General features: G+C 63.4%; 17 protein-coding genes and 1 tRNA gene. 4 read left to right on the top strand and 14 right to left on the bottom strand.

What is annotated here, in order from left to right; translation table 11 throughout:
- Positions 1-762: 762 nt before the first annotated feature.
- From AABA86_RS13875 to AABA86_RS13865, 3 genes are read left to right on the top strand one after another with little or no spacing between them, the layout of a single operon-like run.
- Positions 763-1140 carry a hypothetical protein gene (locus tag AABA86_RS13875; protein WP_338307211.1) on the top strand — a complete coding sequence of 126 codons (378 nt, stop codon included), beginning with the start codon at positions 763-765 and terminating at the stop codon, positions 1138-1140.
- Positions 1107-1658 carry a thermonuclease family protein gene (locus AABA86_RS13870; protein WP_338307210.1) on the top strand — a complete coding sequence of 184 codons (552 nt, stop codon included), beginning with the start codon at positions 1107-1109 and terminating at the stop codon, positions 1656-1658. Before AABA86_RS13875 ends, AABA86_RS13870 begins: the two co-directional genes overlap by 34 nt.
- 26 nt (positions 1659-1684) lie before the next feature.
- Entirely contained in the window at positions 1685-2074 is a 390-nt protein-coding gene (locus AABA86_RS13865) for a hypothetical protein (protein ID WP_338307209.1), read from the top strand.
- Positions 2075-2204: 130 nt separating this feature from the next.
- Here AABA86_RS13865 and AABA86_RS13860 read toward each other — a convergent pair whose 3' ends face one another.
- From AABA86_RS13860 to AABA86_RS13795, 14 genes are all read right to left on the bottom strand, one after another.
- Positions 2205-3077, bottom strand: a complete 873-nt coding sequence (locus tag AABA86_RS13860) for a site-specific integrase (protein ID WP_338307208.1) — start codon at positions 3075-3077, stop codon at positions 2205-2207.
- 219 nt (positions 3078-3296) lie between these two features.
- A tRNA-Arg gene (locus tag AABA86_RS13855) sits at positions 3297-3373 on the bottom strand.
- Between the two features lie 61 nt (positions 3374-3434).
- The gene (locus tag AABA86_RS13850; protein ID WP_338307207.1) at positions 3435-4493 is read right to left on the bottom strand and encodes a sensor domain-containing diguanylate cyclase; all 1059 of its coding nucleotides are present in this window, start codon (positions 4491-4493) and stop codon (positions 3435-3437) included.
- A complete protein-coding gene (locus AABA86_RS13845; RefSeq protein ID WP_338307206.1) occupies positions 4493-7615 on the bottom strand; it encodes a bifunctional diguanylate cyclase/phosphodiesterase in 3123 nt (1040 codons plus the stop codon). Before AABA86_RS13845 ends, AABA86_RS13850 begins: the two co-directional genes overlap by 1 nt.
- Before the next feature lie 174 nt (positions 7616-7789).
- A complete protein-coding gene (locus tag AABA86_RS13840; RefSeq protein WP_212243666.1) occupies positions 7790-8875 on the bottom strand; it encodes a branched-chain amino acid ABC transporter permease in 1086 nt (361 codons plus the stop codon).
- A complete protein-coding gene (locus tag AABA86_RS13835) occupies positions 8872-9882 on the bottom strand; it encodes a branched-chain amino acid ABC transporter permease (RefSeq protein WP_018319497.1) in 1011 nt (336 codons plus the stop codon). The genes AABA86_RS13840 and AABA86_RS13835 overlap by 4 nt, the downstream gene beginning before the upstream one ends.
- On the bottom strand, positions 9879-10601 hold the full coding sequence (locus AABA86_RS13830; RefSeq protein WP_338307205.1) for an ABC transporter ATP-binding protein: 723 nt from the start codon (positions 10599-10601) through the stop codon (positions 9879-9881). The genes AABA86_RS13835 and AABA86_RS13830 overlap by 4 nt, the downstream gene beginning before the upstream one ends.
- Positions 10598-11371 carry an ABC transporter ATP-binding protein gene (locus AABA86_RS13825; RefSeq protein ID WP_338307204.1) on the bottom strand — a complete coding sequence of 258 codons (774 nt, stop codon included), beginning with the start codon at positions 11369-11371 and terminating at the stop codon, positions 10598-10600. The genes AABA86_RS13830 and AABA86_RS13825 overlap by 4 nt, the downstream gene beginning before the upstream one ends.
- Positions 11372-11566: 195 nt before the next feature.
- A complete protein-coding gene (locus AABA86_RS13820; RefSeq protein ID WP_338307203.1) occupies positions 11567-12751 on the bottom strand; it encodes a substrate-binding domain-containing protein in 1185 nt (394 codons plus the stop codon).
- A gap of 106 nt (positions 12752-12857) precedes the next feature.
- A complete protein-coding gene (locus AABA86_RS13815; protein WP_338307202.1) occupies positions 12858-14885 on the bottom strand; it encodes an acyl CoA:acetate/3-ketoacid CoA transferase in 2028 nt (675 codons plus the stop codon).
- Between the two features lie 108 nt (positions 14886-14993).
- Positions 14994-16304 (bottom strand): MFS transporter, encoded by a 1311-nt coding sequence (locus AABA86_RS13810; protein WP_338307201.1) that lies wholly within the window; start codon positions 16302-16304, stop codon positions 14994-14996.
- A 196-nt stretch (positions 16305-16500) separates the two neighbouring features.
- Positions 16501-17943, bottom strand: a complete 1443-nt coding sequence (locus AABA86_RS13805; RefSeq protein WP_212243675.1) for a sigma-54 interaction domain-containing protein — start codon at positions 17941-17943, stop codon at positions 16501-16503.
- 253 nt (positions 17944-18196) lie between these two features.
- Positions 18197-19933, bottom strand: a complete 1737-nt coding sequence (locus AABA86_RS13800; RefSeq protein ID WP_338307200.1) for a putative bifunctional diguanylate cyclase/phosphodiesterase — start codon at positions 19931-19933, stop codon at positions 18197-18199.
- A 221-nt stretch (positions 19934-20154) separates the two neighbouring features.
- Positions 20155-21120 (bottom strand): sensor histidine kinase, encoded by a 966-nt coding sequence (locus AABA86_RS13795; protein ID WP_212243677.1) that lies wholly within the window; start codon positions 21118-21120, stop codon positions 20155-20157.
- Between the two features lie 179 nt (positions 21121-21299).
- Between AABA86_RS13795 and AABA86_RS13790 the strand changes: the two genes are divergently transcribed.
- Positions 21300-22139 (top strand): SDR family NAD(P)-dependent oxidoreductase, encoded by an 840-nt coding sequence (locus AABA86_RS13790; RefSeq protein WP_338307199.1) that lies wholly within the window; start codon positions 21300-21302, stop codon positions 22137-22139.
- Positions 22140-22171: the final 32 nt, after the last annotated feature.

Raw genomic sequence — 22171 nt, 5'->3', positions numbered from 1 at the left:
TGAAGCAGACCGTGTATATGACTTCGGCGACAGGGCGCCCCGATCTTCTAGAAACAAAGTTGTCGAAAGACTTCCGGTTAAAGGATGGCATATTCTACTGGACCGGCCTGAGCGTACCTGTCGGCAAGGATTGCAAATTGTTGGATGGCGACATCGCTTGCGCATGGAAAGGTACAGTCCCATTAGGAAACGACCCGCCTCTGGGTCCTCGTATTGAAAAGCGCCAGAGCAGCGTTCGTATCAGTCGTGCAACAGGCGAAATTAGGCTTGTACTGGAGACTTGGAGTTACATTGGTGAGGGCGCCAAAGGTACTCCAGACGGATCGATGAAAATGACCCAATCCGGCATTTGCCGGACTATTGGTAGGGCATTGTTCTGACCAGCGCTGTACTGATGTGTAATCCATATTCGATCACCGCTTAGCAGTCGCAGTCGCAGCACATTGCTGCTTTGTCAATCAGCCGGCAATCGCGGCCGTGTTCCCCGACTATGCAGTTCGCTGATGCGCAATACTGGTACTGGCACTTAGCTTGTATCGATGAGCCGGGCATCCGAAGGCAATGCTTGCCATTCTCACGACCGATGAAAAGCGCGACGTTTGGATGCGTGCTCCATGGGAGGAGGCGAAGGTGTTGCAGCGACCATTGAAGGCTGATGGTTTGATGATTGTGCGACGGGGGGCGGACAAGGCGGACCAGCTTGCGGTATAAAGTTGAGCTTCTTTGAAGTAGCCTATGGGCAAGGGGATGGGGAAAACAGAGATGTTGAAGGGTCTGTTGGTGGCGATGGCGATCGTAACCGCTTCGCCCACGCTTGCCCAAAAGCTCGACGAACAGGAGCGGCTAAATCAATTTGACAAGGCCATTGGCGCCCTCAATGAGCTTGAGGCTCTGACCAACAAAATGACAAATGCCAAAAAGGTGCAGTGCATTACAGCAATTGCTAGTCAGAACGTCTGCAGTTGTCTTTCCAGCAATCTTCCTGTGGCCATCGACTTTGTTCAATACGTTGCTGTTGTGACACGCACTAAGGAAGAGTTGGCTTATGATAAGCAATCAACGGAAGACAAGAAGCTCATAGATAACGTTAGGGCGGCGAGGGATAAGTGCGTCTGCACCAAGAGCGAACCTCGGCGGTAAAATCGCGTGCTCCACATGTTGCGCTGTTGATTGTAAGCCTTACAGCGCAACTGAGTTGTGTGGAAGCCGCCAGCCTTGTCGGCCGCGCCACCGTTATCGACGGCGACACACTCGAAATCCACGGCAACCCCATCCGGCTATGGGGTATTGATGCGCCCGAACACGATCAACTTTGCCGTGGTGAGGATAGCTTGCAGTATCGCTGCGGTGCGAAAGCTGCGAATGAGCTTCACCGATTTATTGGTGCGCGGACCGTGGCTTGCTTAGCTGTCAATAGCGACCGATACGGCCGAACAGTGGCCTCCTGTTCGGTTGGAGGCGTCGATCTTGCGAAGTGGCTTGTTGTCCACGGTCATGCGTTAGATTGGCCGCGTTATTCAAAGCACAGGTACGAGCAGGAGCAAAAGGAAGCCGAAAAGGTCGAGATCGGCATTTGGGCAGGTAGCTTCGTTGAGCCGTGGAGGTATAGGCGATGTGTAGGGGCGGGACGAAGCCCGATTGCATGTTCGGATGACTAAGGCGCGAACCCATCGGGATACGAGCTATGAAACCTCATCAAGCACTGATCGTTGCCTTTGTATTCACGCCCACCGTCTCTCAGGCAGAGATTCTTAGATGTAAGATTGATGGTATCAAAGAAATCATCTACATCGCTACGGCTCCCGACACCAATTCTCAAGACGGCGACTATGCACGGATTGGTGTGTCGCCTGGTGTGGGAAACAGAGCCTATAGGGTCAGCGATCGGATGGGGGCTACTGCCTATGTTGAGCTAAATGCCGACGGAACTCCAGTGGGACTGATCACCGTTCAGAAGAACATGGGAGTGATTAGATCGAGCCATGCGATTGATCCCTTTGGTACAGTTCTCTCTCCATCCCAGAACAAAGGCGTTTGCAATCGGTGCGACGGTGTTAGCAATTGCATTCGATAATCTGCCTCCCGGTTCGCCGTGCGAGTGGTAGTACACTCGCGACACGCTGATACTCCGTGGAAGCGCGGGCGAGCGGTCATTCCGTTCGCCACGGCGCATGTCACGTATTCGAAGCTCCCCAAGGGGGCAATCAAGCAGCCTGATTTAGCTTCTTGAACACTGCGCTCGATGATGCGTGAGCATATCTGAGCAGCATTGTAGCATCGCGGTGGCCGCTTATCGTTGCGACCTCTGGAATAGTTAGTCCTAGCTCAAAGAAGCGACTGATTGCTTCGTGGCGAAGGTCATGAAATCGCAAGTCGTCGAGTCCAGCACGCTTCGTAATGCGATCCCAAGCCAAATGTATTGCGTTGCCTGTCATCGAGAACACGCGCCCGTCGATAGCGCATCGCTTTGGCAATGCCCTGATGGCATCATTTGAAAGCGGAATCGTTCTCGCGTGGCCGTTTTTGGTGACAGGAATTGTTAGAAGCCGTCGTTTGAGGTCGAGGTCTTTCCATTGCATATTCGCGATTTCGCCTCTCCGCATGGCGGTAGCGAGTGCAAAATGGATGATCTGAGTGACTTCTTCGCTTCGGCAACAATGGGCGGCTTTCACCAGCCGGTTCAATTCTCCGAGGCGTAAGCGGCGAGTGCGCATGCGCATCTTCACCGAGAAGCGAAGCGCCTTGATCGGATTGTCCTTGATTGGAATTGCCCACTCGCGCTTCGCGACTTCGAACATGTGCTGGATCGGGTTCAACTGGCGCTTCAGCGTGGTCGGCGCAACGCAAGCTAGTCGGCGGTCCCGATACCTTGCGAAGTCCGTAGTTTTCAGGGTTGAAAGCGGCAGCTTGCAGATTGGGTCGCCGAACATTCGTGCGAGCACGGCGTCTTCAACCTTTCCTCCGCGCTTCTTAGGAGTCACTTCTTTGCGGTAGCGGGCAATAAGGTCGGCTAACGTAACCACCTTGAGAACGCTGCTATCGGCGGGCAACTCCGACCGATCCGCCTGGATTTCCATTTGCCTCGCCCACGCGTCTGCGTCCTTCCTTCGTAGGAAGGACTTGGACACGGCCCCCGAGCCTGCCCGCCTGACCTGAACCTGCCATTTCTTGCCTCGTTGCCGGATTGTGGCCATGTGTTTTCTCGCTGTGACACGGTTGTGACAGCGAGCTTTTCGGGCGCTGGGATGGGAGGGCCTAAATTTCTGGAGCTGCCTTATATTGAGGCCGATCCAGACTGGCGCACCCGACACGATTCGAACGTGTGACCTTTGCCTTCGGAGGGCAACGCTCTATCCAGCTGAGCTACGGGTGCAGTGCTCGCTCATTTAGCCGATTGGCGAGGGGCGGGCAACCGGTTCTCGCCACATTGCGCTTTAAGCAGTTTTGCGCCGGAAAGGGCCCGGAACCGCTGCGGCCTCCCTACCGAGGCTTGCGAATTCGGCGAGCACCCTTTCGGCGCAGATGACGCGGTTGCGGCCGAGGCGTTTGGCCACATAGAGCGCCTCGTCGGCCGCGCCCAGCAGCCGGTCGGGCCCGCCGCCGTCGGCTGCACCCGGAATATGGCTGGCGACGCCGACGCTGAGGGTGACGTGATCGCCGGCGCCCACGGCGCCGTGGGCGATCTGCAAGGCCATGACGGCGCAGCGGATTTCATCGGCGATGACGCAGGCGCTGTCGCAATCCAGGTCCGGCAGGATCAGCGCGAACTCCTCGCCGCCGTAGCGGCTGGCGAGATCGAGCGGGCGCAGGGCATGCCGGCTGACGACGGAGGCGACCGCGCGCAGGCATTCGTCGCCGGTCTGGTGGCCGTGGTGGTCATTGAACAGCTTGAAATGATCGACGTCGACGAACAGCAGCGCCAGCGGCTTCTGCGTGCGGTGGGCGCGGGCCCATTCGCTCATCAGCATCTGGTCGAACGAGCGCCGGTTCGACAGGCCGGTCAGGCCGTCCTTGGTGGCGAGCTCCTTCAGCGCCATCTCGGCGCGCTTCTGGTCGGTGAGATCGCGCAGCGTCTCCACCACCGCGATCAGATGGCCGGCTTCGTCGTGGATCGGACCGGCGTCGATGGCGAGATAGAGCTGGCTGCCGAGCTTCGGCATCGTGCACCAGTTTTCCGCGGAAAAGCCGAGCCCGTTATGGCCGCGCGCGGCATATTCGGAATAGAACTCCGGCAGCCGCTCGGGGCGGTCGAGCGCGACGAGGTCGGCAAGGCAGGGGCGCCTCGTCTCGTAGAAGGCCTGCCAGTGCTTGTTGGTGCCGATCACCTCGGATGCGGCGAGGCCGGTCAGCCGCTCGCACGCCCTGTTCCAGATCACGACGCGGCGCTTGGGGTCGATCACGAAGGTCGGCACCACCAGATGCTGCATCAGCCGCACGGCATAGGAATCCGCGACATCGACGGTCTTGGCCGACGACTTCGCTGGCTTCGCCATCAGGCCACCGCCGCCACTGGCAAGGCTCCGGGCAAACCATCGCCCGGGCCGAACAGTTTCCGCACCTCGCTGGCCGGCTTCGGCGGGCTGAACAGGTAGCCCTGCATCTGCGTGCAGCCGAGCGCGCGCAGCAGCTCGCGCTGCGCCTCGGTCTCGACCCCTTCGGCGACCGTGGTCATGCTGCTGGCGGCCGCGATGTTCACCACGGCTTGCACGATCACGGGTGCACCGCTCGTCTCCGCGATGTCGGCGACGAAGCAGCGGTCGATCTTGATCTTGTCGAACGGGAAGCGCTTGAGATAGCTGAGCGAGGAGTAGCCGGTGCCGAAATCGTCGAGCGCGATGCGCACGCCGATCGAACGGAGCTGGTGCAGGATCGAGAGCGCAGCTTCGTCGTCGCGGATCAGCACGGCCTCGGTGATCTCGAGCTCGAGCCGGCGCGGGTCCAGCCCGGAGGCGGCGAGCGCGCCCGCGATCCGCAGCGCCAGCGTGTCGCATTTGAGCTGCACCGGCGACACGTTGACCGCAACGCGCACATGCGACGGCCAGGTTGCAGCCTCGTTGCAGGCCATGCGCAGCACCCAGTCGCCGAGCTCGTTGATCAAGCCGGTGTCCTCGGCGACGGGAATGAACTCGGCCGGCGATACCATGCCGCGTTCGGGATGGCGCCAACGCAGCAGCGCCTCGCAGCCCGACACCTCGTTGGTGCGCAGGTCGACCAGCGGCTGATAGTGAATCTCGAAACCGCCGTTCACCAGGGCCTGGCGCAGATCCTGCTCCATGCTCAGGCGCGCCCTGGCGCTCGCATCCATCTCCGGCTCGAAGAAGCGGTGGGTGCGGCGTCCCTCGGCCTTGGCGCCGTACATCGCGAGATCGGCGTTCTTGATGAGCTGGTCGAGATCGGTGCCGTCCTGCGGCGCAAGCGCGATGCCGATGCTCGCGTCGGTGGAGAGCTGATGACCGAGACAATGATAGGGCTGACGGATCGCCTGGTAGATCCGGGTCACGAAGGCCAGCACCTCGGCAGAGGATTGGATCCCGGTCTGGATCACCGCGAATTCGTCACCGCCCAGGCGCGCGATCAGGTCGCCCTCCTTGAGGCAGCCGCGGAGACGGCTTGCGATCGCCTTCAACAGCTCGTCGCCGACATGATGACCGAGCGAATCGTTGATGCCCTTGAACTCGTCGACGTCGATGTAGAGCAGCGCGAACTGGTCCCCGTCGGCGACCTTCGCCAGCTCGCGTTCGATCTGCTCGCGGAACAGCGTGCGGTTCGGCAGATCGGTCAGCGCATCGTAATGCGCCATATGCGCGATCTTCTCGTGGGCGCGCCGTCGCTCGGTGACGTCCTCGACGACATTGATGATGTAACGCGGCTCGCCGGACTTGTCGCGGATACCGATCCGGGTCGAAGTGATATAGCGCCGTCCGGTGGCCGGGGTATTCCAGATGTGCTCATCCAGGAACAGGCCGTTCGGCGATTGCAGCAGCTTGTCGTCGTCCCGGGTGATGATCTCGGCGTCTTCCGTCGGGTAAAGGTCGAACGCGCTCTTGCCGACGATCGTCTCCGGGGTTTCGCCGAGCTGTTCCTCGGCCACCTGGTTGGCCAGGAGGTAGCGCCGTGTCCGGGCGTCCTTCACGGTGATCCGCGAGGGGATATGGTCGATGATCTCGCGCAGGAAGGTGTGGTTGCGATCGCGCTCCTGTTCCAGGTGGCGGCGATCGGTGATGTCTTCGATCGTGGCGACCCAGCCGCCCTGGGCGAGCGGGGTGTTGATGACCTGGAAGGCGCGGCCATTGGCCAGTTGATGAGTTCGCGCGGAGACCGTGCCTTCGGCGACGACCCTCATGACGTCAGCACAGAATTCCTCGACGTCGCCGTCGAACGCGCCGCGCTCCTTGCGATGATACATCGCCTCGCGGATGTGGCAGCCGGGCTTGATGACGTCGTGGGAGAGGCCGAACATGTCGGCGTAGCGTCGGTTGCAGGTGACGATGTAGCCGCTCGCGTCGTAGAGGATCAGCCCCTGCGTCATGTTGTTCAAGGCGGTGTCGAGCCGCAGCCGCTCCGCCTCCAGCCGTTCCTGCGCTTCGCGGTTCTGCCGGTTGATCAGGCGGATGATCAGATAGAGGATCAGCGCGATCACGGCAGCCGAAAGCGCGGCGGTCGTCACCATGAAGCCGGTCTGCTGCCGCCAGTCGGCCAGCGCCGCGGCCGTGGTGTTGGTGGCGATGATGACCAGCGGGAAGTGCGTCAGCGACGCCGCCGATCCGAGCCGCTCCTCGCCGTCGACCGGGCTCCTGCCGCGGAGCGTCTGCTGGCCGCCATTGGCCAGCACCTTCTGCATCAGCGGCGCGTCCTTGAAGTTCCTGCCGATCAGCTCTTCGAGATGCGGATAGCGCGCCAGCATCTTGCCTTCGCGATCGAACAGCGAGATGGCCGTCCCCTCGGCCAGCGCGACAGACGCGAAATAGTGCTGGTAGCTGTCCGGATCGATCCGGCGGACCATCGCGCCGAGGAAGGTGCCGTCCGCACCGATCAACCGGCGGGCGACGATCGTGGTCCATTTGTTGATGATGAAGCTGCGGACGGATTCCAGCAGCACCGGTTCGGACTGCGGATTCGTCTTGAAGGATTGAAAGTAGGCCCGTGACGAAACGTTGATCTTGGGCAGCGGGTGGGGCCGCGACCAGCTGATGAGGTCGCCGTCGGCATCGTAGATGGCGATATCGCCGAGATAGGACACCGAACTGATCTTGCTGCGCAGCATCTGGTTCGCCGCGGGGCCGGACATGCGCTCGCGGAACATCGCCGGCGAGGTGACCTCCACCAGGTTCATCTGCCCGATCAGGTCGGCGGCGACGACGTCGGAATCCTCGAATTGCTGATCAAAATGCCGCGCGATCAGCTGGACCGTGTTTTCCAGCTCGCGTTCGCGGTTGGCCAGGGTGCGCTCGCGAAATTCGCCGACGGCCATGGCCGTCACACCGAAGATGCCCGCGACCAGCAACACACCGCACAGGGTCAGCCACAGGACAGGACCACGTCGCGGCAAGGCCTCCCAGCCGTTCCTTGCGGCTCGAGACATTCCGGCTGCCACCGTGGAAAAGACCTGGCGCATTCCCCCTCCCTGGAGGAACACGAATACACCGCACAAATGGCCTAAACCTTAGGAAAGCCAGTTACCTAAGCATTAATCCAGTTGCACAATCGCGTCCGTATGCAGCGGAGCGCGAAACGCGTCACGGTTGTGCGGCCGGCACAGCAATCGCCGCACTGCATCGTTAATCGCGGCTTAATGCGAGTTGCCTGCGCTCTTGCCGCCGGCGGGATTGCGCAGCCGTCCGACCACGCCGGTCGGGAAGAAATAGACGCTGGCGATGAACAGCAGGCCGAGCCACAGCAGCCACCGGTCGGGATGCAGCAGCCCCGGCAGCAGCGGCAGGCCGGCCTCCGACGCCGCCGTGGAGGCGACGCCCATCAGCGACTGCAAATAGTTCTGGGCGAGGATGAAGATGGTGGCGCCGATAATCGCGCCGTAGATCGTGCCCATGCCGCCGATCACGACCATCAGCAGGATGTCGAGCATGATCGAGAAGCTGAGCGAGGTATCGGGGCCGGCATAGCGCAGCCATAGCGCGTTCAGGATGCCGGCACTGGCAGCGACCAGCGCGGCGATGCAGTTGGCATAAGTCAGGTGGAACACCGTGCGGAAGCCGAGCGCTTCGGCGCGAAAACGGTTCTCGCGGATCGCCTGCAGCACGCGCCCGAACGGCGAGTTCACCACCCGCAGCAAAGCGAGGATCATCAGGGCCGAGACGGCGAACACCAGGTAGAAGGTCAGGATGCGGCCGTTGACCTCGAAGCCGAACAGGCTTTTGGGGATCAGCACCGTGCCGGGCCGCAGCAGCTCCGGCAGCTGAAAGCTGCGCCCGTCCTCGCCGCCGGTCAGCCAGGACAGCTGCGAAGCCAGCACCTGGAAGGCGGAGGCGACCGCTAGTGTGATCATGGCGAAGAAGATCGCGGCGACGCGCAGCGAAAACAGCCCGATCGCGAGCGCCAGCAGGGCTGCGAGCGGCAGGCCGACCACGATGCCGGTCGCGACCGCAGCCCAGTTCGGGCCCATCCCGTACAGCGCGATCGCGATGGCGTAGCTGCCGATGCCATAGAACATGGTGTGGGCGAACGACACCGAGCCGGTATAGCCGAGCAGGAGGTCGTAGGAGGCGACCAGCGCGGCGAAGACGCAGATCTTGGCTGCGACGTTCAGCGCCTTGGCGCCCGGAAACAGGAACGGCGTCGCCGCCAGCGCCAGGATGATGACGACGAGAACGAGCGTGAGGATCCGGCTACGCGGCGGATCGCCTGACAGGATCATCATCGGCTGGTCACCGCATAGAGGCCGCGCGGCCGCCACATCAGAATGGCGACCATCAGCAGGATGTTGGAGACGAGGGCGAGCTTCGGCACCAGGAAGCCGCCGTAATTGGCAACCATGGCCACGAGGATCGCCCCGATGAAGCAGCCGCCGATCGAGCCGAGGCCGCCGATGATGACCACGATGAAGATCAGCACGGTGAGGTCGTCGCTCATGGAGGCATGGACCTGCTCGCGATAGAGCGCCCACATCACGCCGCCGAGGCCGGCCAGCGCCGATCCCGTCATGAACACGCCGAGGAATAGCCGGCGGATGCGATAGCCGAGCGCCTCGACCATCTCGCGGTTCTCGACGCCGGCGCGGATCAGGAGCCCGAGCTTGGTGCGGTTGAGAACGAGCTGGATCGCGATGAAGACGGCAAGCCCGATCAGCATCGCCAGCACGCGGTATTTGGCGATCGCGACGTCGCCGAGGATGAAGGAGCCGCGCAGCGAGGCCGGCAGCGGCATCGGGATGATCTGCGGTCCCCACAGCGCATAGAGCGTCTGCTCGGCGACGATCAGGCCGCCGGTCGTCATCAGGATCTGCTTCAGGTGCTGGCCGTAGACCGGCAGGATCAGCACGCGCTCGACGACGAGGCCAAGGGCGCCCGACACGGCCATCGAGAGCAGCGCGGCCGGCGCCAGCACCGCGAGGTTCATCCAGAGCGAATCCGCCTGAATGGAGGCTGCGAACGGCGCCAGCACCAGGGTCGCGACATAGGCGCCGACGGCGATGAACGCGCCGTGGCCGAAATTGAGCACGTCCATCAGGCCGAACACCAGGGTCAGGCCCGAGGCCATGATGAAGATCATCATGCCCATGGCAAGGCTCGCCGCGGTCAACGTCAGCCAGGTGCTCGGCGAGCCGATCAGCGGGATGGTCACGAGGGCGAGCGCGACCGGCAGCAGGATCGGCGCGATATCGCGCTTCGGCTTCGGCAGCGGATCGGTTGCGGCAAGGTCAGTCACTGATGCGCCTCCAGGCTCAAGCCGAGCAGCCGCTCCTGCAGCGGCACGTCGGCGGCGAGCGCCGCCATCTCGCCGCGATGGACGATGGTGCCGTTGTCCATCACGAGCACGTTGTCGCCGAGCTCGCGGGCGGCAAAGAAATTCTGCTCGACCATGAGGATCGTCGCGCCCTTGCGCTTGATCTCCTTCAGGCACTCGATCAGCGCCATCACGATCGCCGGCGCCAGGCCCTTGGTCGGCTCGTCGATCAGCAAGAGCTTGCGCGGCTCGATGATGGCGCGGGCGATGGACAGCATCTGCTTCTGCCCGCCGGAGAGGCTTCCCGCGCGTGACAGCCAGAACCGGCGCAGCGCCGGAAAGAAGCCGAAGATCCATTCCAGCTGCTTGTCGTCCATCGGCGCGTCGCGCGCCGCCAGCACGAGATTTTCCTTCACGGTGAGATCGGAGAATACCGCCATGCTCTCCGGCACGTAGCCGACACCGAGCCTTGCGATGTCCGGCGTGGCGCGGCTCTCGATGCGATCGCCGGAGAGGCTGATCTCGCCGCTGGACGCCTGCCACAGCCCCATGATGGTGCGCAGCGTCGTGGTCTTGCCGGCGCCGTTGCGACCGAGCAGCATCGTGGTCTGCCCCTGCGGGACCGCGAGGTCGATGCCCTGGAGGATGTGGTAGCGGCCGATATGGGTGTGGACGCCGGAGAGTTTGAGCAGGTCGGTCATGCGGTACTCGCTGCAGTCTTGGGCGCGACGCCGAGATAGGCTTCCTGCACGATCGGCGAGGCGATCACCTCGGCCGGCGGACCATCCGCAACAAGTTGCCCGTTATGCAGCACGATGATGCGGTCGGCGAGCGAGCGCACCACGTCCATCTTGTGCTCGACCAGCAGGATGATCTTGCTCCTGTCCTGCTTGAGCTGTGCGATCAGGTTGAGCACCACAGGCACCTCGTCGATGCTCATGCCGGCGGTCGGCTCGTCGAACATGAAGACCTTCGGCTCCAGCGCGATCATCAGGGCGACCTCGAGCTTGCGCTGGTCGCCATGCGAGAGCGCAGTCGCGGCGACGCCGCGGCGGCTGCCGAGCGCAACCTGGTCGAGGATGGCGTCGGCGCGGGCGATCAGGTCGCGGCGCACCATCCAGGGCCGCAGCATGTCGTAATGGGTGCCGCCCGCCGCCTGCACCGCAAGGCGCACGTTCTCTTCCACGGTGAGGTTCGGAAAGAGGTTGGTGAGCTGGAAGGCGCGTCCGAGACCCGCGCGGGTACGCATCGGCGCGGAGTGCTGGGTGATGTCGGTGCCGTCGAACAGGATGCTGCCGTTCGAGGCGCGCAGCTGGCCCGAGATCAGGTTGAAATAGGTGGTCTTGCCGGCGCCGTTCGGCCCGACGATCGCGGTGAGCTCGCCCGGACGGAACGTGCAGGTCACGCTGTTGACCGCAACATGGCCGCCAAAGCGGATGGTGAGGTCGCGTGTTTCGAGGGTAAGCGTCATTGGTTTGGCAAATGATGAGAGGAGGATGCTTCCGCGATTACGCTGCGCTCCCTCCCCCGCTTGCGGGGGAGGGTTGGGGAGAGGGTGTTTCCGCAGGCGAGAACCCCCAAGAGGAGAAGCCCTCTCCCGGCCTCTCCCGCATCAGCCTTCGCCAAGGCTTCGGCGGACAAGAGCGGGAGAGGTGCAGTAAGACACCTACCGCTTGTTCTTAACGGGAACGTCCATGTCCTCGATCTTCAGCTCGCGCACCGGCTCGAGCACGGCCCATGCGACGTTCGGATCGACCTTGACCTTGAAGGCGTACATGCTCTGCAGCGCCTGATGGTCTTCTTTCCGGAACACCATCTTGCCCTTCGGCGTGTCGAACTCCAGGCCTTCCATCGCCGTAATCAGCTTCTCGCCGTCGGTCGACTTCGCCTTGGTGACGGCGGCGACGACGGACATCGCGGCGGCAAAGCCGCCCGCGGTGAAGAAGTCCGGCGGCGCGTTGAAGCGCTTCTGGTGCTCGGCGACGAGCCAGTCGTTCACCGGGTTCTTCGGGATCTCGTAGAAATAATAGGTCGCGCCTTCCATGCCGGGCAGGCCCTTATAGGCGGCGAGCGCCGGCAGGATGTTGCCGCCGGTGGACAGCTCGATGCCGTAGCGCTTCGGGTCCATGTCCTGGAGCTTGGCCAGCGGATTGCCGGCGCCGGCCCAGATCACCCAGATGACCTTGCGGCCCGGCTTGTCCTTCAGCGCGTCGAACAGGCGCTGGCCGACCGCGGTGAAGTCGGTGGTCGAGGTCGGGGCATATTCTTCGGCAGCGAGCGTCGCGCCGGTCTTGGCGAGTGCCTCCTTGAAGGCGGCGACGCCATCGCGGCCGAACGCATAGTCCTGCGCCAGCGTCGCGACGGTGACGCCCTGCTTGCCGATCGCGACCGCATTTGAGATCGCGTCCTGCGAGGAGTTGCGCGCGGTTCGGAAGATGTAGCGATTCCACTTCTCGCCGGTAATCTGGTCCGCGACGGCGGGCTCGACGATCAGGATCTTCTTGTTCTCCTCGGCGACCGGGAGAATGGCGAGCGCGGCAGCCGACGAGGTCGTGCCGATCGCGATATCGGCCTTGTCGTCCTGATAGGCTTCGGCGAGCGCGGCCTTGGCGAGGTCTGGCTTGCCCTGGTCATCCTTGGTGATGATGACGATCTTGCGGCCATCGAGCGTCATCGTGCCCTTGGTGGCATATTCAAAGCCCATTTTCAGGCCGGTCTCGGTCTGCTTGGCGTAGGCCTCGAGCGGACCGGTCTTGCCGTAGATCAGCGCGACCTTGAGATCGTCGGCCTGTGCGGAGGTGCCCGCAGCGAGTGCGAGAATGGTTGTTGTTATGATGAGTGATCGACGCACGATGGTCCCTCCTGATTTAAAGTTTCTCGGTAACAGCGATTTGCACAACGCTACGAACATTGCAATTGAACCTTCCGGCCGAGCGCATCGGCCTTGCGAGCATGCATCATTTTTGGGCTCGCCGCGCATCGCCGGCTCCCTCGGCCTGACGCCGATCCGACTGCGCCTCATCAGCGCTTTCGAAAATGTGCGGCGCGACGCCGCGCCTCTCCAGGGCTTCGCCGAGCTTGATGCGCAGGAAGCCCGACGTGGTATAGCGTGACACGCCGGAATAGAAGCGATCGACGAGGCTGCGCACCATCGCGGAATATTCGTCCATCAGCTCCGGCAGGATGGAAAAATTGTCATAATTGACGATGGCGTAGACCCGGCGGCCGAGCGGCGCCAAACGGCTCTCGACGATCTCCGCGATGGTGTCGATCTCGGCCTTGCTGCGTAGCGGATAGCGCTCCAGATTGACGAAGAACAGGTTCTGCTGCTCGTCCAGCGTGAAGCGCTGGTCGAGCGGGATCGTGAGCAGGCGCTCGCGCAATTCCATCAGACCCTCGCGGAAGATGCGGTCGTCCATCAGCGCGGGGTCGCGCGGGATCAGCGGCTTGAAATCCATCAGCCGCAGAATGTCGCGCTCGATGTCGATGCCGGGTGCGACTTCGGTGAGCTCGAGTCCGTCCGGCCTGAGCTCGAACACGCAACGCTCGGTGACGTACAGCGTGCGCTGCTTGCGCGCGGCCGCGAACGGGCCGCTGAAGGTGACGTGCTCGACGCGGTCGACGAATTTGCGTGATTTCGCCTCGTCGAGAACGACGAGCTTGCCGTCGTTCACCGCGATGCGTTGCTTGCCCGCGCCGAAGGTGCCGACGAAGACGACCTCCTTGGCGTTCTGGCTGATGTTGATGAAGCCGCCGGCGCCCGCAAGCTTCGGCCCGAACTTGCTGACATTGAGGTTGCCGGCGCGATCGACCTGGGCGAGCCCGAGAAAGGCGGCGTCCAAGCCGCCGCCGTCGTAGAAGTCGAACTGATAAGGCTGGTCGATCACCGCCTGCGTGTTGATCGCCGCGCCGAAATCGATGCCGCTCGCGGGGATGCCGCCGATCACGCCCGGCTCCGCCGTCAGCGTGATGAGGTCGATGATCCGCTCCTCGTTGGCAACGGAGGCAATCCCCTCGGGCATGCCGATGCCGAGATTGACGACGCTGTTGGCCTTGAGCTCGAGGGCGGCGCGCCGGGCGATGATCTTGCGCTCGCTGACCGGCATCACCGGCAGCGAGGCGGCGCGGACGCGGATTTCGCTGGAGAAGGCCGGATTGTATTGCGTACCAAAGGTCTGCCAATGGTTCTCGGGCCTTGCCACCACGACGCAGTCGACGAGGATGCCGGGAATCTTGACCTGGCGCGGATTGAGGCTGCCGGCCTCGGCCACGCGTTCGACCTGGGCGATGACGATGCCGCCGGAATTATGCGCTGCCATGGCGATGGCGAGCGCTTCCAGCGTCAGCGCCTCCTTCTCCATGGTGAGGTTGCCGTCGGGATCGCCTGTGGTGGCGCGGATGATGCCGACATTGATCGGGAAGGTCTTGTAGAGCAGGCACTCTTCGCCGCTGATCGTGATCAGCTCCACCATGTCCTCGGTGGTACGCGCGTTCAGCTTGCCGCCGCCCTGCCGGGGGTCGACGAAGGTGCCCATGCCGACGCGGGTGACGTGGCCGGGCCGGTGCGCGGCGATGTCGCGGAACAGATGCGTGATGACGCCCTGCGGCAAATTATAGGCCTCGATCTGACCCGCGATCGCGAGCTGCTGCAATTTCGGCGCAAGGCCCCAATGTCCCCCGATCACGCGGCGGACCAGGCCTTCATGCGCGAAATGGTTGAGGCCGCGATTCTTGCCGTCGCCCTGGCCCGCCGCATAGACCAGCGTCAGATTGCGCGGCTTGCCCTGCGTATAGGGTGCATCGCCCTCGTGTGAGAGATAAAGCTCCTCCAGCGCGATTGCGATCTCCTCGGCAAAGCCGATGCCGACGAAGCCGCCGGTCGCGACCGTGTCGCCGTCGCGGATCAGCATGACCGCTTCGGCCGCGGTGACGACCTTGCCCTTCTCGGAATTGCGTAGGTAGGGCAGAGCTGGGTGATGGCTCACGGCGTTCCTCCCGATCCCTTCGACCGTATGCCGTTGTTGCTTGATCCTATCGCGGGGAGCGACCCTGGAACAGGCTGCTCCTCGCGATGGACGAGGTGATCAGGACGTTCAGCCCTGAACTATCTTGCGTGTTTCGGTGGCGAAATAGACCGAGACGATGGTGATGAGTGCCAGCGCGATCATGTAGAGCGAGATCGGCCAGGTTGCCGGCGCGTAGGCCGTCATCAATCCCGTCGCGATCAGCGGCGACAGTGCGCCGGCGAAGATCGAGGCCAGGTTGTAGCCGAGCGAGACGCCGCTATAGCGCACCTTGGTGCCGAACAGCTCCGACAGGAAGCTCGCCTGCGGGCCGTACATTGCAGCATGCCCGATGGCGAGGCCGAGCACGATCGCGATCCAGGCATATTGCGGGTTCCTGGTCGCCAGCAGCGTGAACAGCGGGAACGACATCAGCGCCGAGAACACCGCGCCGAAGATGTAGATCGGCCGCCGCCCGAGCCGGTCGGAGAGCGCACCGAAGGCCGGGATGGTGAAGGTCTCGATCGCCGCGCCGATCAGCACGCCGTTGAGCATGTCCTGCTTGTTCATGCCGAGCGATTGCGTGGCATAGGCGAGCACGAAGGTCGCGTAGATGTAGAAGAAGCCGTTTTCGGCGAAGCGCGCGCCCATCGCGAGCAGGATGTTCTTGGGATACATCCTGATCGCCTCGAGGATCGGCATCTTCACTTCCTGCTTGGTATCCTTGACCTTCTGGAACTCCGGGGATTCGGCGATGGTGAAGCGGATCCACAGGCCGACCAGCACCAGCGCGATCGAGAACAGGAACGGGATGCGCCAGCCCCAGGCAAGCAGCTGCGCGTCGGTCAGCATCGCCGATACCACCGAGAACACCAGCGTGCCGAGCACGAGGCCGAGCGGCGCCCCTAACTGCGGCCAGCTGCCGTAAAAGCCCTTCTTGTCCGCGGGCGCGTGCTCGACCGCCATCAGCACCGCGCCGCCCCATTCGCCGCCGAGGCCAAAGCCCTGGATCAGGCGGCAGGTGACGAGCAGGACCGCGGCCCAGATGCCGGCGGTCGCGTAGGTCGGCAGGAATCCGATCGCCGCGGTCGCCACGCCCATGATCAGCAGCGTCAGATAGAGCATGGTCTTGCGGCCGATCTTGTCGCCGTAGTGCCCGAACACGACGCCGCCGAGCGGGCGCGCGATGAAGCCGAGCGCATAGGTCGCGAACGCCAGCAGCGTCCCCATCATGGGATCGAAGGTCGGAAAGAACAGCTTGTTGAAGATCAGCGCCGCGGCGGTGCCGTAGAGGAAGAAGTCGTACCACTCGATAGCCGTGCCGATCAGGCTCGCGGTGGCGACCGTGACGTGCGAGGGCTGTCTCGCCTGAAGCTGATGGACCGAGATCGCTTCACTCATCTTGCGTCCTCCCTGGTTGCAAATGCGCATGTGCAGCATGCGTCATTGTGCAGAGCGAAGAGCAAGGTCCGCGCCAGATGCGGAAGGTTTGCGCAAATTGGCTGAAATCACGGCAAATCTCGCCGTTGCTGGTGGGACCAGCGGCGCAGCGGCGTGTCCGGAATCCGAGACTCCGGACACGTTCGTGTCTCGAATCTCAGACGGAGGCCGACCCTGCGGCGAGGCCGAACTTGGCGAGCTTCTTGTAGAAGGTTGCGCGCGAGATCCGCAGCATTTTGGCGGCCTCGGAGATCTGGCCGTTGCTGGCGGCGAGCGCCTGTTCGAGCGTGTGCTTCTCGAACTCGGCCTCGGCTTCGGCGTAGGGCACCACGGTTCCGGCCGGGCGCTCGGATGCTGCGGGCCTGACGTCGGAGCCGACGGGCAGAATGCGGGCGACATCCTCGCCGGTCAGCCGGCCGGAATCGCTCAGGATCAGCGCCCGCTCCAGGATATTGCGGAGCTCTCGGACGTTGCCCGGCCAGTCATAGCGCGCCAGCGCGGAAAGCGCGCTCGGCGTGATCTTCGCCTTGACGTAATCGCCGGAGGCGCTGATGTCCTCGAGCAGCCGGGCGCAGATGTCCGGGAGATCATCCAGGCACTGCCGCAGCGGCGGCAGGTCGATCGAGAGCACGTTCAGCCGGTAATAGAGATCGGGCCGGAACGCGCCGTCGCTGACGCGCTTGCGCAAATCCACATTGGTCGCCGCGACCACGCGCACGTCGACCTTCGATATCTTGTCCGAGCCGAGCGGCTCGATCTCGCGCTCCTGCAGCACGCGCAGCAGCTTGGCCTGCAATTGCAGCGGCATCTCGCCGATCTCGTCGAGGAACAGCGTGCCGCCGTCGGCGATGCGGAACTTGCCCTCGCGTCCCCTGCGATCGGCGCCGGTATAGGCGCCCGGCGCGGTGCCGAAGAATTCCGACTCGATCAGCGTATCGGGGATCGCCGCGACATTGACGCTGACGAACGGCTTCTCTGCCCGCGAGGAGGCATTGTGGATCGCCTGCGCCAGCATCTCCTTGCCCGTTCCGGTCTCGCCGGTGAGCAGCACCGTGACGCTCTGCCGCGCGGCGCGGCTTGCGAGCGCCTTGGCCTGCGCGATACCAGGCGTGGTGCCGACGAAGTCGGCGAAGGTGAAGCGTGCCGCGCGGGCGTTGGACAATTGCCGCCGCGCCAGCCGCAGGTCGCTCTCGAGCTGGGCGACGCGGGCAAGCAGGGGCTTCAGGCTTTCGAGATGGTCATAGAGCACGAAGCCGATCGCGCCGATCACCGTGCCGTTCTCGTCCTCGATCGGCATGCGCGTGACGACGAGGTGCTCGCCGCCGAGCTCCATGATGTCGAGCAGGATCGGCTCGCCGGTCTCGGCCACCTTGCGCATCAGGCTGTTGGGGATGACTTCCTCGATCGGCCGGCCGATCGCCTCACTGGTCCGTTTGAGGCCGAGCGCCGCGAGATATTTTTCATTGACGTAGACGACGCGCCCGCCGCGATCGATCGCGATCGCGCCTTCGCAGAGCTTTTCCAGCCGCTCGAACAGCGTCTCCATCGCGCGCGCACGGAGATAGGCGGGATCGCTGATCGAGGCGGAAGAGGCGGACATGACATATCCCGGGGGAAGTCTGCCCGTGTATTAGCAAAAGGGCAGCAATTTCAAAGGGGAGAAATGACCGCGCCCCCACTCAGCCGTCGTCCCGGACAAGCGAAGCTCAGATCCGGGACCCATACCCACAGGGCGTAGTTTGGCGAAGACGCGGAGTTGGCAGCTCAGTCCATAACCACGCCCTGTGGTTATGGGTCCCGGGTTCGCTTCGCGCCCCGGGACGACAGCGGTATGTGTTGCAGCGCTCGCGCCCCTACCTTCGATACCCGCTGGCCCGCGAGTACCCCTGGCGGTTCTGCTGATACGGGCGGCTTGCGACGCTCGCCCGCGACTCGCTCGCGGCCGGTGTCGCGAGCTTCAGCTCCTCCAAAAAGATCGGACGGGAGAAGTAATAGCCCTGCGCGTAGCGGATCTTGGTGGCGGCCTGCAGATAGGCGAGCTCCTCGTAGGTTTCGAGGCCTTCGGCGATTACGGTCATGCCGAGCGCTTCGCTCAGGGATTCGATCGCGCGCAAGATGCCCTGGCTGCGCGGGCGCTTATGGATGTCGGTGATGAAGGAGCGGTCGATCTTGATCTCGTCGGCGGTGATGTCGGCCAGCGCCGAGAGCGAGGAATAGCCGGTGCCGAAATCGTCGATCGAGATGCCGACGCCGAGCTTGCGGAACATCGGCAGGATCTCGGCCTGGAAGTGATTCTTGGCGACGAAGGCGTCTTCCGTCACCTCGATCATGAAGCGCTGCGGAAAGCCGGTCTCGTCCAGCGCCCGCGCGAAGCTGCGCATGAACTCCGGATTGCCGGCCTGCTTGGCCGCGACGTTGATGCTGATGGTCGCTTCCGCGCCGAAGGCCTCGTTGATCAGGTCGATCGATTTGACGATCTCGGCGAGCACGAGGTGGGTCAATTCGTCGATCAGCCCGAGCTCGCTGGCCAGGTTGATGAACGAGCCGGGCGCCTGGATCACGCCTTCGTCGTCGCGCAGGCGCACCAGGGCCTCGATGCCCTTCACGGCCTGGGTCCGGATGTCGACCTTGGACTGGAAGGCGCAGCAGAAGCGCTTCTCCAGGATTGCAAGTCGCAGCGACTGCTCGATCTTCATCCGCGCCAGCGCCTCGCGCTCCATGCTGGAGTCGAAGAACGCCGCCAATCCCTTGCCGTCGTTCTTGATGCGGTACATCGCGATGTCGGCGTTCTGGCGCAGCGTTTCGAAGCTGCGGCCGTGATCGGGATAGAGGCTGATGCCGACGGAGGTGGAGGCGAAGACTTCCGAATTGTCGATGAAGAACGGTGCCGTCAGCCGTTCCAGGGTCGACTGCATGAATTCGGCGACCTCCTCCTGGCTCTGGATCGGCGACAGCAGCAACAGGAATTCGTCGCCGGAGATGCGCGACAGCATGTCGGAATCGCGCAAGTCGCGTCCGAGCCGCTTCGACAGCTCAACCAGCAGCGCATCGCCGACGGCGTGGCCGTAATAGTCGTTGATGTGCTTGAAATTGTCGACGTCGAGGAAGGCCAGCGCGAAGCGCTCGCCGCCGCGGTTCTCCGCCAGCAGATTGTTGGCGTGATGTTCGATCACGCGCCGCGAGGGCAATCCGGTCAGCTCGTCGAAATAGGCCGAGCGGAACAGCTGGTCCTCGAAATTCTTCTGCTCGGTGATGTCGGAGGACGCCGAGATCAGCAGTTCGCGTCCGGCAAGGCGGACGGGACGATGGGTCGTGAGCAGCACCTGGCGCGCGGCGCCGCCGTGAAGCGCCTCCTCGGTGACGACAGCCTGGCCGGCGCTCAGCGCCTGGCGGCAGGCTTCGCGGCGCGGCGCGAGATCGGGTGAGGGACGGCTGCCGTCCATGCCGAGCTGCGCGGCCGCGGCATCGTTAACCAGCAGAAGCTCGCCATGCGCATCCTGCACGGTCAGGCCGGCCGGCAGCATTCTAACGATTTCCTTGAGAAAGCCGAGCTCGGCTTCACTCGCGCCGGAATATTGGTTGTCGTTCATAGAAGTCATGAATCTTGTTGTTTCAGCGCGCTTTTGCAATGGGCGCGATCTTGCGCGGTTCCCTCTTAAGTTTGGTTAAGGGGTACGGAGAAATACGGGGGTGTTTTGGAGGAAACTTGCGACGTTGCGACGCGCGGCGACGATCGTCATTAACAGAGCGTCAACAGCCCATGTGAAACTGCGGGCGGGTGCGCGGGCCGGCGTTCGCTTGACGCGCGATGCTATTCGCTTCGGGGAATGCGGCACTGCATGATGCAATGCAGCCCGGTCTTCAAGTAAGAGAGCTCGGTCCTGCCATCGAACGCCGACAGTGCCGATTTCAGCAGCTTGGTGCCGAAGCCGGGCTCGGACACCTCGTCCACGCTCGGACCCTCGGTCTCGTCCCAGGTGATGATCAGGCGGTCGTCGCTGGCGGTCCATGACACCTGCAGCAGACCGCGCGGCGCGGAGAATGCGCCGTACTTGCCCGCATTGGTGGCCAGTTCGTGAAACATCAATGACAGCGTGACCGCGAGCTTCGGCGGCAGGAACAGTCGATCGCCATTGAGGGTGAAGCGGACATGGCCGTAGGGGCCGAGCTCCGAGATCAGGAGGTCGCGGATATCACAGCCGGCCTTGTCGATCCGCGAGATCAAATCGTCGGTCGCGGCCAATGAGCGTAGCCGCGGATCGATCCGGGCCCAGACCAGCGGCTGGTCATGCAGCACCTGGTGCAGCACGGCGTGCACCGTCGACAGCTTGTTCTTCAGCCGGTGCTGGAGCTCGTCGACCAGCAGTTTCCGATACTCTTCTTCCTCGATCAGTCGCTTGGAGATCCGGCGCTGCTCCGCCAGCATGGTGCGATAGTGCTCGACGCCCCAGATGGTGAGCGCGCAGACCGCCCAATACAGCGCCAGCAGGGCAAACCGCGCGCGATCGGCGAAGGCATCGCCGAAATTCACCACGACGCCGAGCACGCCGCCGACGAGCGCGGTCACGATCCCGATCCGGAAGCCGCCGAACGCGGCGGCAAAGAACACGGCCGGGAAATAGGGGGTGAAGTAGACGTCGGGCCGCACATGGGCGAGGGCCCAGCGCGTCAGCGTGGCAATCAGCAGGCAGGCCACCGCAAACGCAATGCTCAGACCGACCGATGGCGGCGCCGCGCCCTGCCAGCCCTTGCGAAATTCGTCGATCAGCTTCCCCATGCGCAGCTCAGTTGGGATATGCGTTCGAAATTCGATCGGTCCATGAGGATGTTACGCATCCAGTTCACCCAAGCATAGCTTGCCTTGTCGGAGGCAGGCAGGGATAGTGGCCGCTGCTGCGACGGCAGCGGTCGATGTTCGCCATTTGGCATCAAATCGTTCGAAAACAGGAACATTCCATGGGCAGGCTGGACGGCAAGGTTGCGGTGATCACGGGAGCGACGAGCGGGATCGGATTGCGCACTGCGGAAGTCTTCGTTGCCGAAGGTGCCAAAATTGTGATCGCGGGCCGGCGTGTACCGGAAGGCGAGGCGCTGGCGAAGCAGCTCGGGTCGGACTGCATCTTCCGTCAGACCGACGTGACGGTCGAAGCGCAGATGCAGGCCCTGATCGCGCTCGCCGTGGACAAGTTCGGCCGGATCGACTGCCTGTTCAACAATGCCGGCGGCCCGGCGCAGACCGGCGGCATCGAGGGCCTCGAGGTCGAGCGCTTCGATGCGGCGATGGCGACCCTGGTGCGCAGCGTCATGCTCGGCATGAAGCACGCCGCGCCCGCCATGAAGAAGCAGGGGAGCGGCAGCATCATCAACAACGGCAGCATCGCCGGGCGCCTCGCCGGCTTCTCGTCCTCGATGGTCTATAGCGCGGCCAAGGCCGCGGTGATCCATCTCACCAAATGCGTGGCGATGGAGCTCGGGGAGTCCAATGTGCGCGTCAACGCGATCTCGCCGGGCGCGATCGCGACCGGCATCTTCGGCAAGGCGCTCGGGCTGTCGACCGATGCCGCCGAGAAGACGCCGGCGGTGATGCGCGAGGTCTACAAGACCGCGCAGCCGATCCCGCGCGCGGGCCTTCCCGATGACATCGCCCAGGCCGCGGTGTTCCTGGCCAGCGACGAATCCAGCTTCATCAACGGCCACGACCTCGTCGTCGACGGCGCCATGACCGGCGGCCGCAACTGGAGCCAGCAGCAGCAGGGCTATGTGGCGCTGCGCAAGGCGTTCGATCAGGGGGGGTAAGCAACGGAGACGGTGCCGTAGCAACCATTAAA

The sequence above is a fragment of the Bradyrhizobium sp. TM233 genome (assembly GCF_036247965.1).
Classification (GTDB): domain Bacteria; phylum Pseudomonadota; class Alphaproteobacteria; order Rhizobiales; family Xanthobacteraceae; genus Bradyrhizobium; species Bradyrhizobium ottawaense.
Note: the sequence above shows the minus strand (reverse complement) of the source record. Positions and strands in the feature narration are given on the sequence as shown.

What these genes read in the sequence shown, in the direction of transcription:
- AABA86_RS13865 (WP_338307209.1), top strand. Translation starts at nt 1,685, where the DNA reads ATGAAACCTCATCAAGCACTGATCGTTGCCTTTGTATTCACGCCCACC.
- AABA86_RS13860 (WP_338307208.1), bottom strand. Translation starts at nt 3,077, where the DNA reads ATGGAAATCCAGGCGGATCGGTCGGAGTTGCCCGCCGATAGCAGCGTT.
- AABA86_RS13795 (WP_212243677.1), bottom strand. Translation starts at nt 21,120, where the DNA reads ATGGGGAAGCTGATCGACGAATTTCGCAAGGGCTGGCAGGGCGCGGCG.
- AABA86_RS13825 (WP_338307204.1), bottom strand. Translation starts at nt 11,371, where the DNA reads ATGACGCTTACCCTCGAAACACGCGACCTCACCATCCGCTTTGGCGGC.
- AABA86_RS13850 (WP_338307207.1), bottom strand. Translation starts at nt 4,493, where the DNA reads ATGGCGAAGCCAGCGAAGTCGTCGGCCAAGACCGTCGATGTCGCGGAT.
- AABA86_RS13845 (WP_338307206.1), bottom strand. Translation starts at nt 7,615, where the DNA reads ATGCGCCAGGTCTTTTCCACGGTGGCAGCCGGAATGTCTCGAGCCGCA.
- AABA86_RS13805 (WP_212243675.1), bottom strand. Translation starts at nt 17,943, where the DNA reads ATGTCCGCCTCTTCCGCCTCGATCAGCGATCCCGCCTATCTCCGTGCG.
- AABA86_RS13840 (WP_212243666.1), bottom strand. Translation starts at nt 8,875, where the DNA reads ATGATGATCCTGTCAGGCGATCCGCCGCGTAGCCGGATCCTCACGCTC.
- AABA86_RS13810 (WP_338307201.1), bottom strand. Translation starts at nt 16,304, where the DNA reads ATGAGTGAAGCGATCTCGGTCCATCAGCTTCAGGCGAGACAGCCCTCG.
- AABA86_RS13875 (WP_338307211.1), top strand. Translation starts at nt 763, where the DNA reads ATGTTGAAGGGTCTGTTGGTGGCGATGGCGATCGTAACCGCTTCGCCC.
- AABA86_RS13800 (WP_338307200.1), bottom strand. Translation starts at nt 19,933, where the DNA reads ATGAACGACAACCAATATTCCGGCGCGAGTGAAGCCGAGCTCGGCTTT.
- AABA86_RS13790 (WP_338307199.1), top strand. Translation starts at nt 21,300, where the DNA reads ATGGGCAGGCTGGACGGCAAGGTTGCGGTGATCACGGGAGCGACGAGC.
- AABA86_RS13830 (WP_338307205.1), bottom strand. Translation starts at nt 10,601, where the DNA reads ATGACCGACCTGCTCAAACTCTCCGGCGTCCACACCCATATCGGCCGC.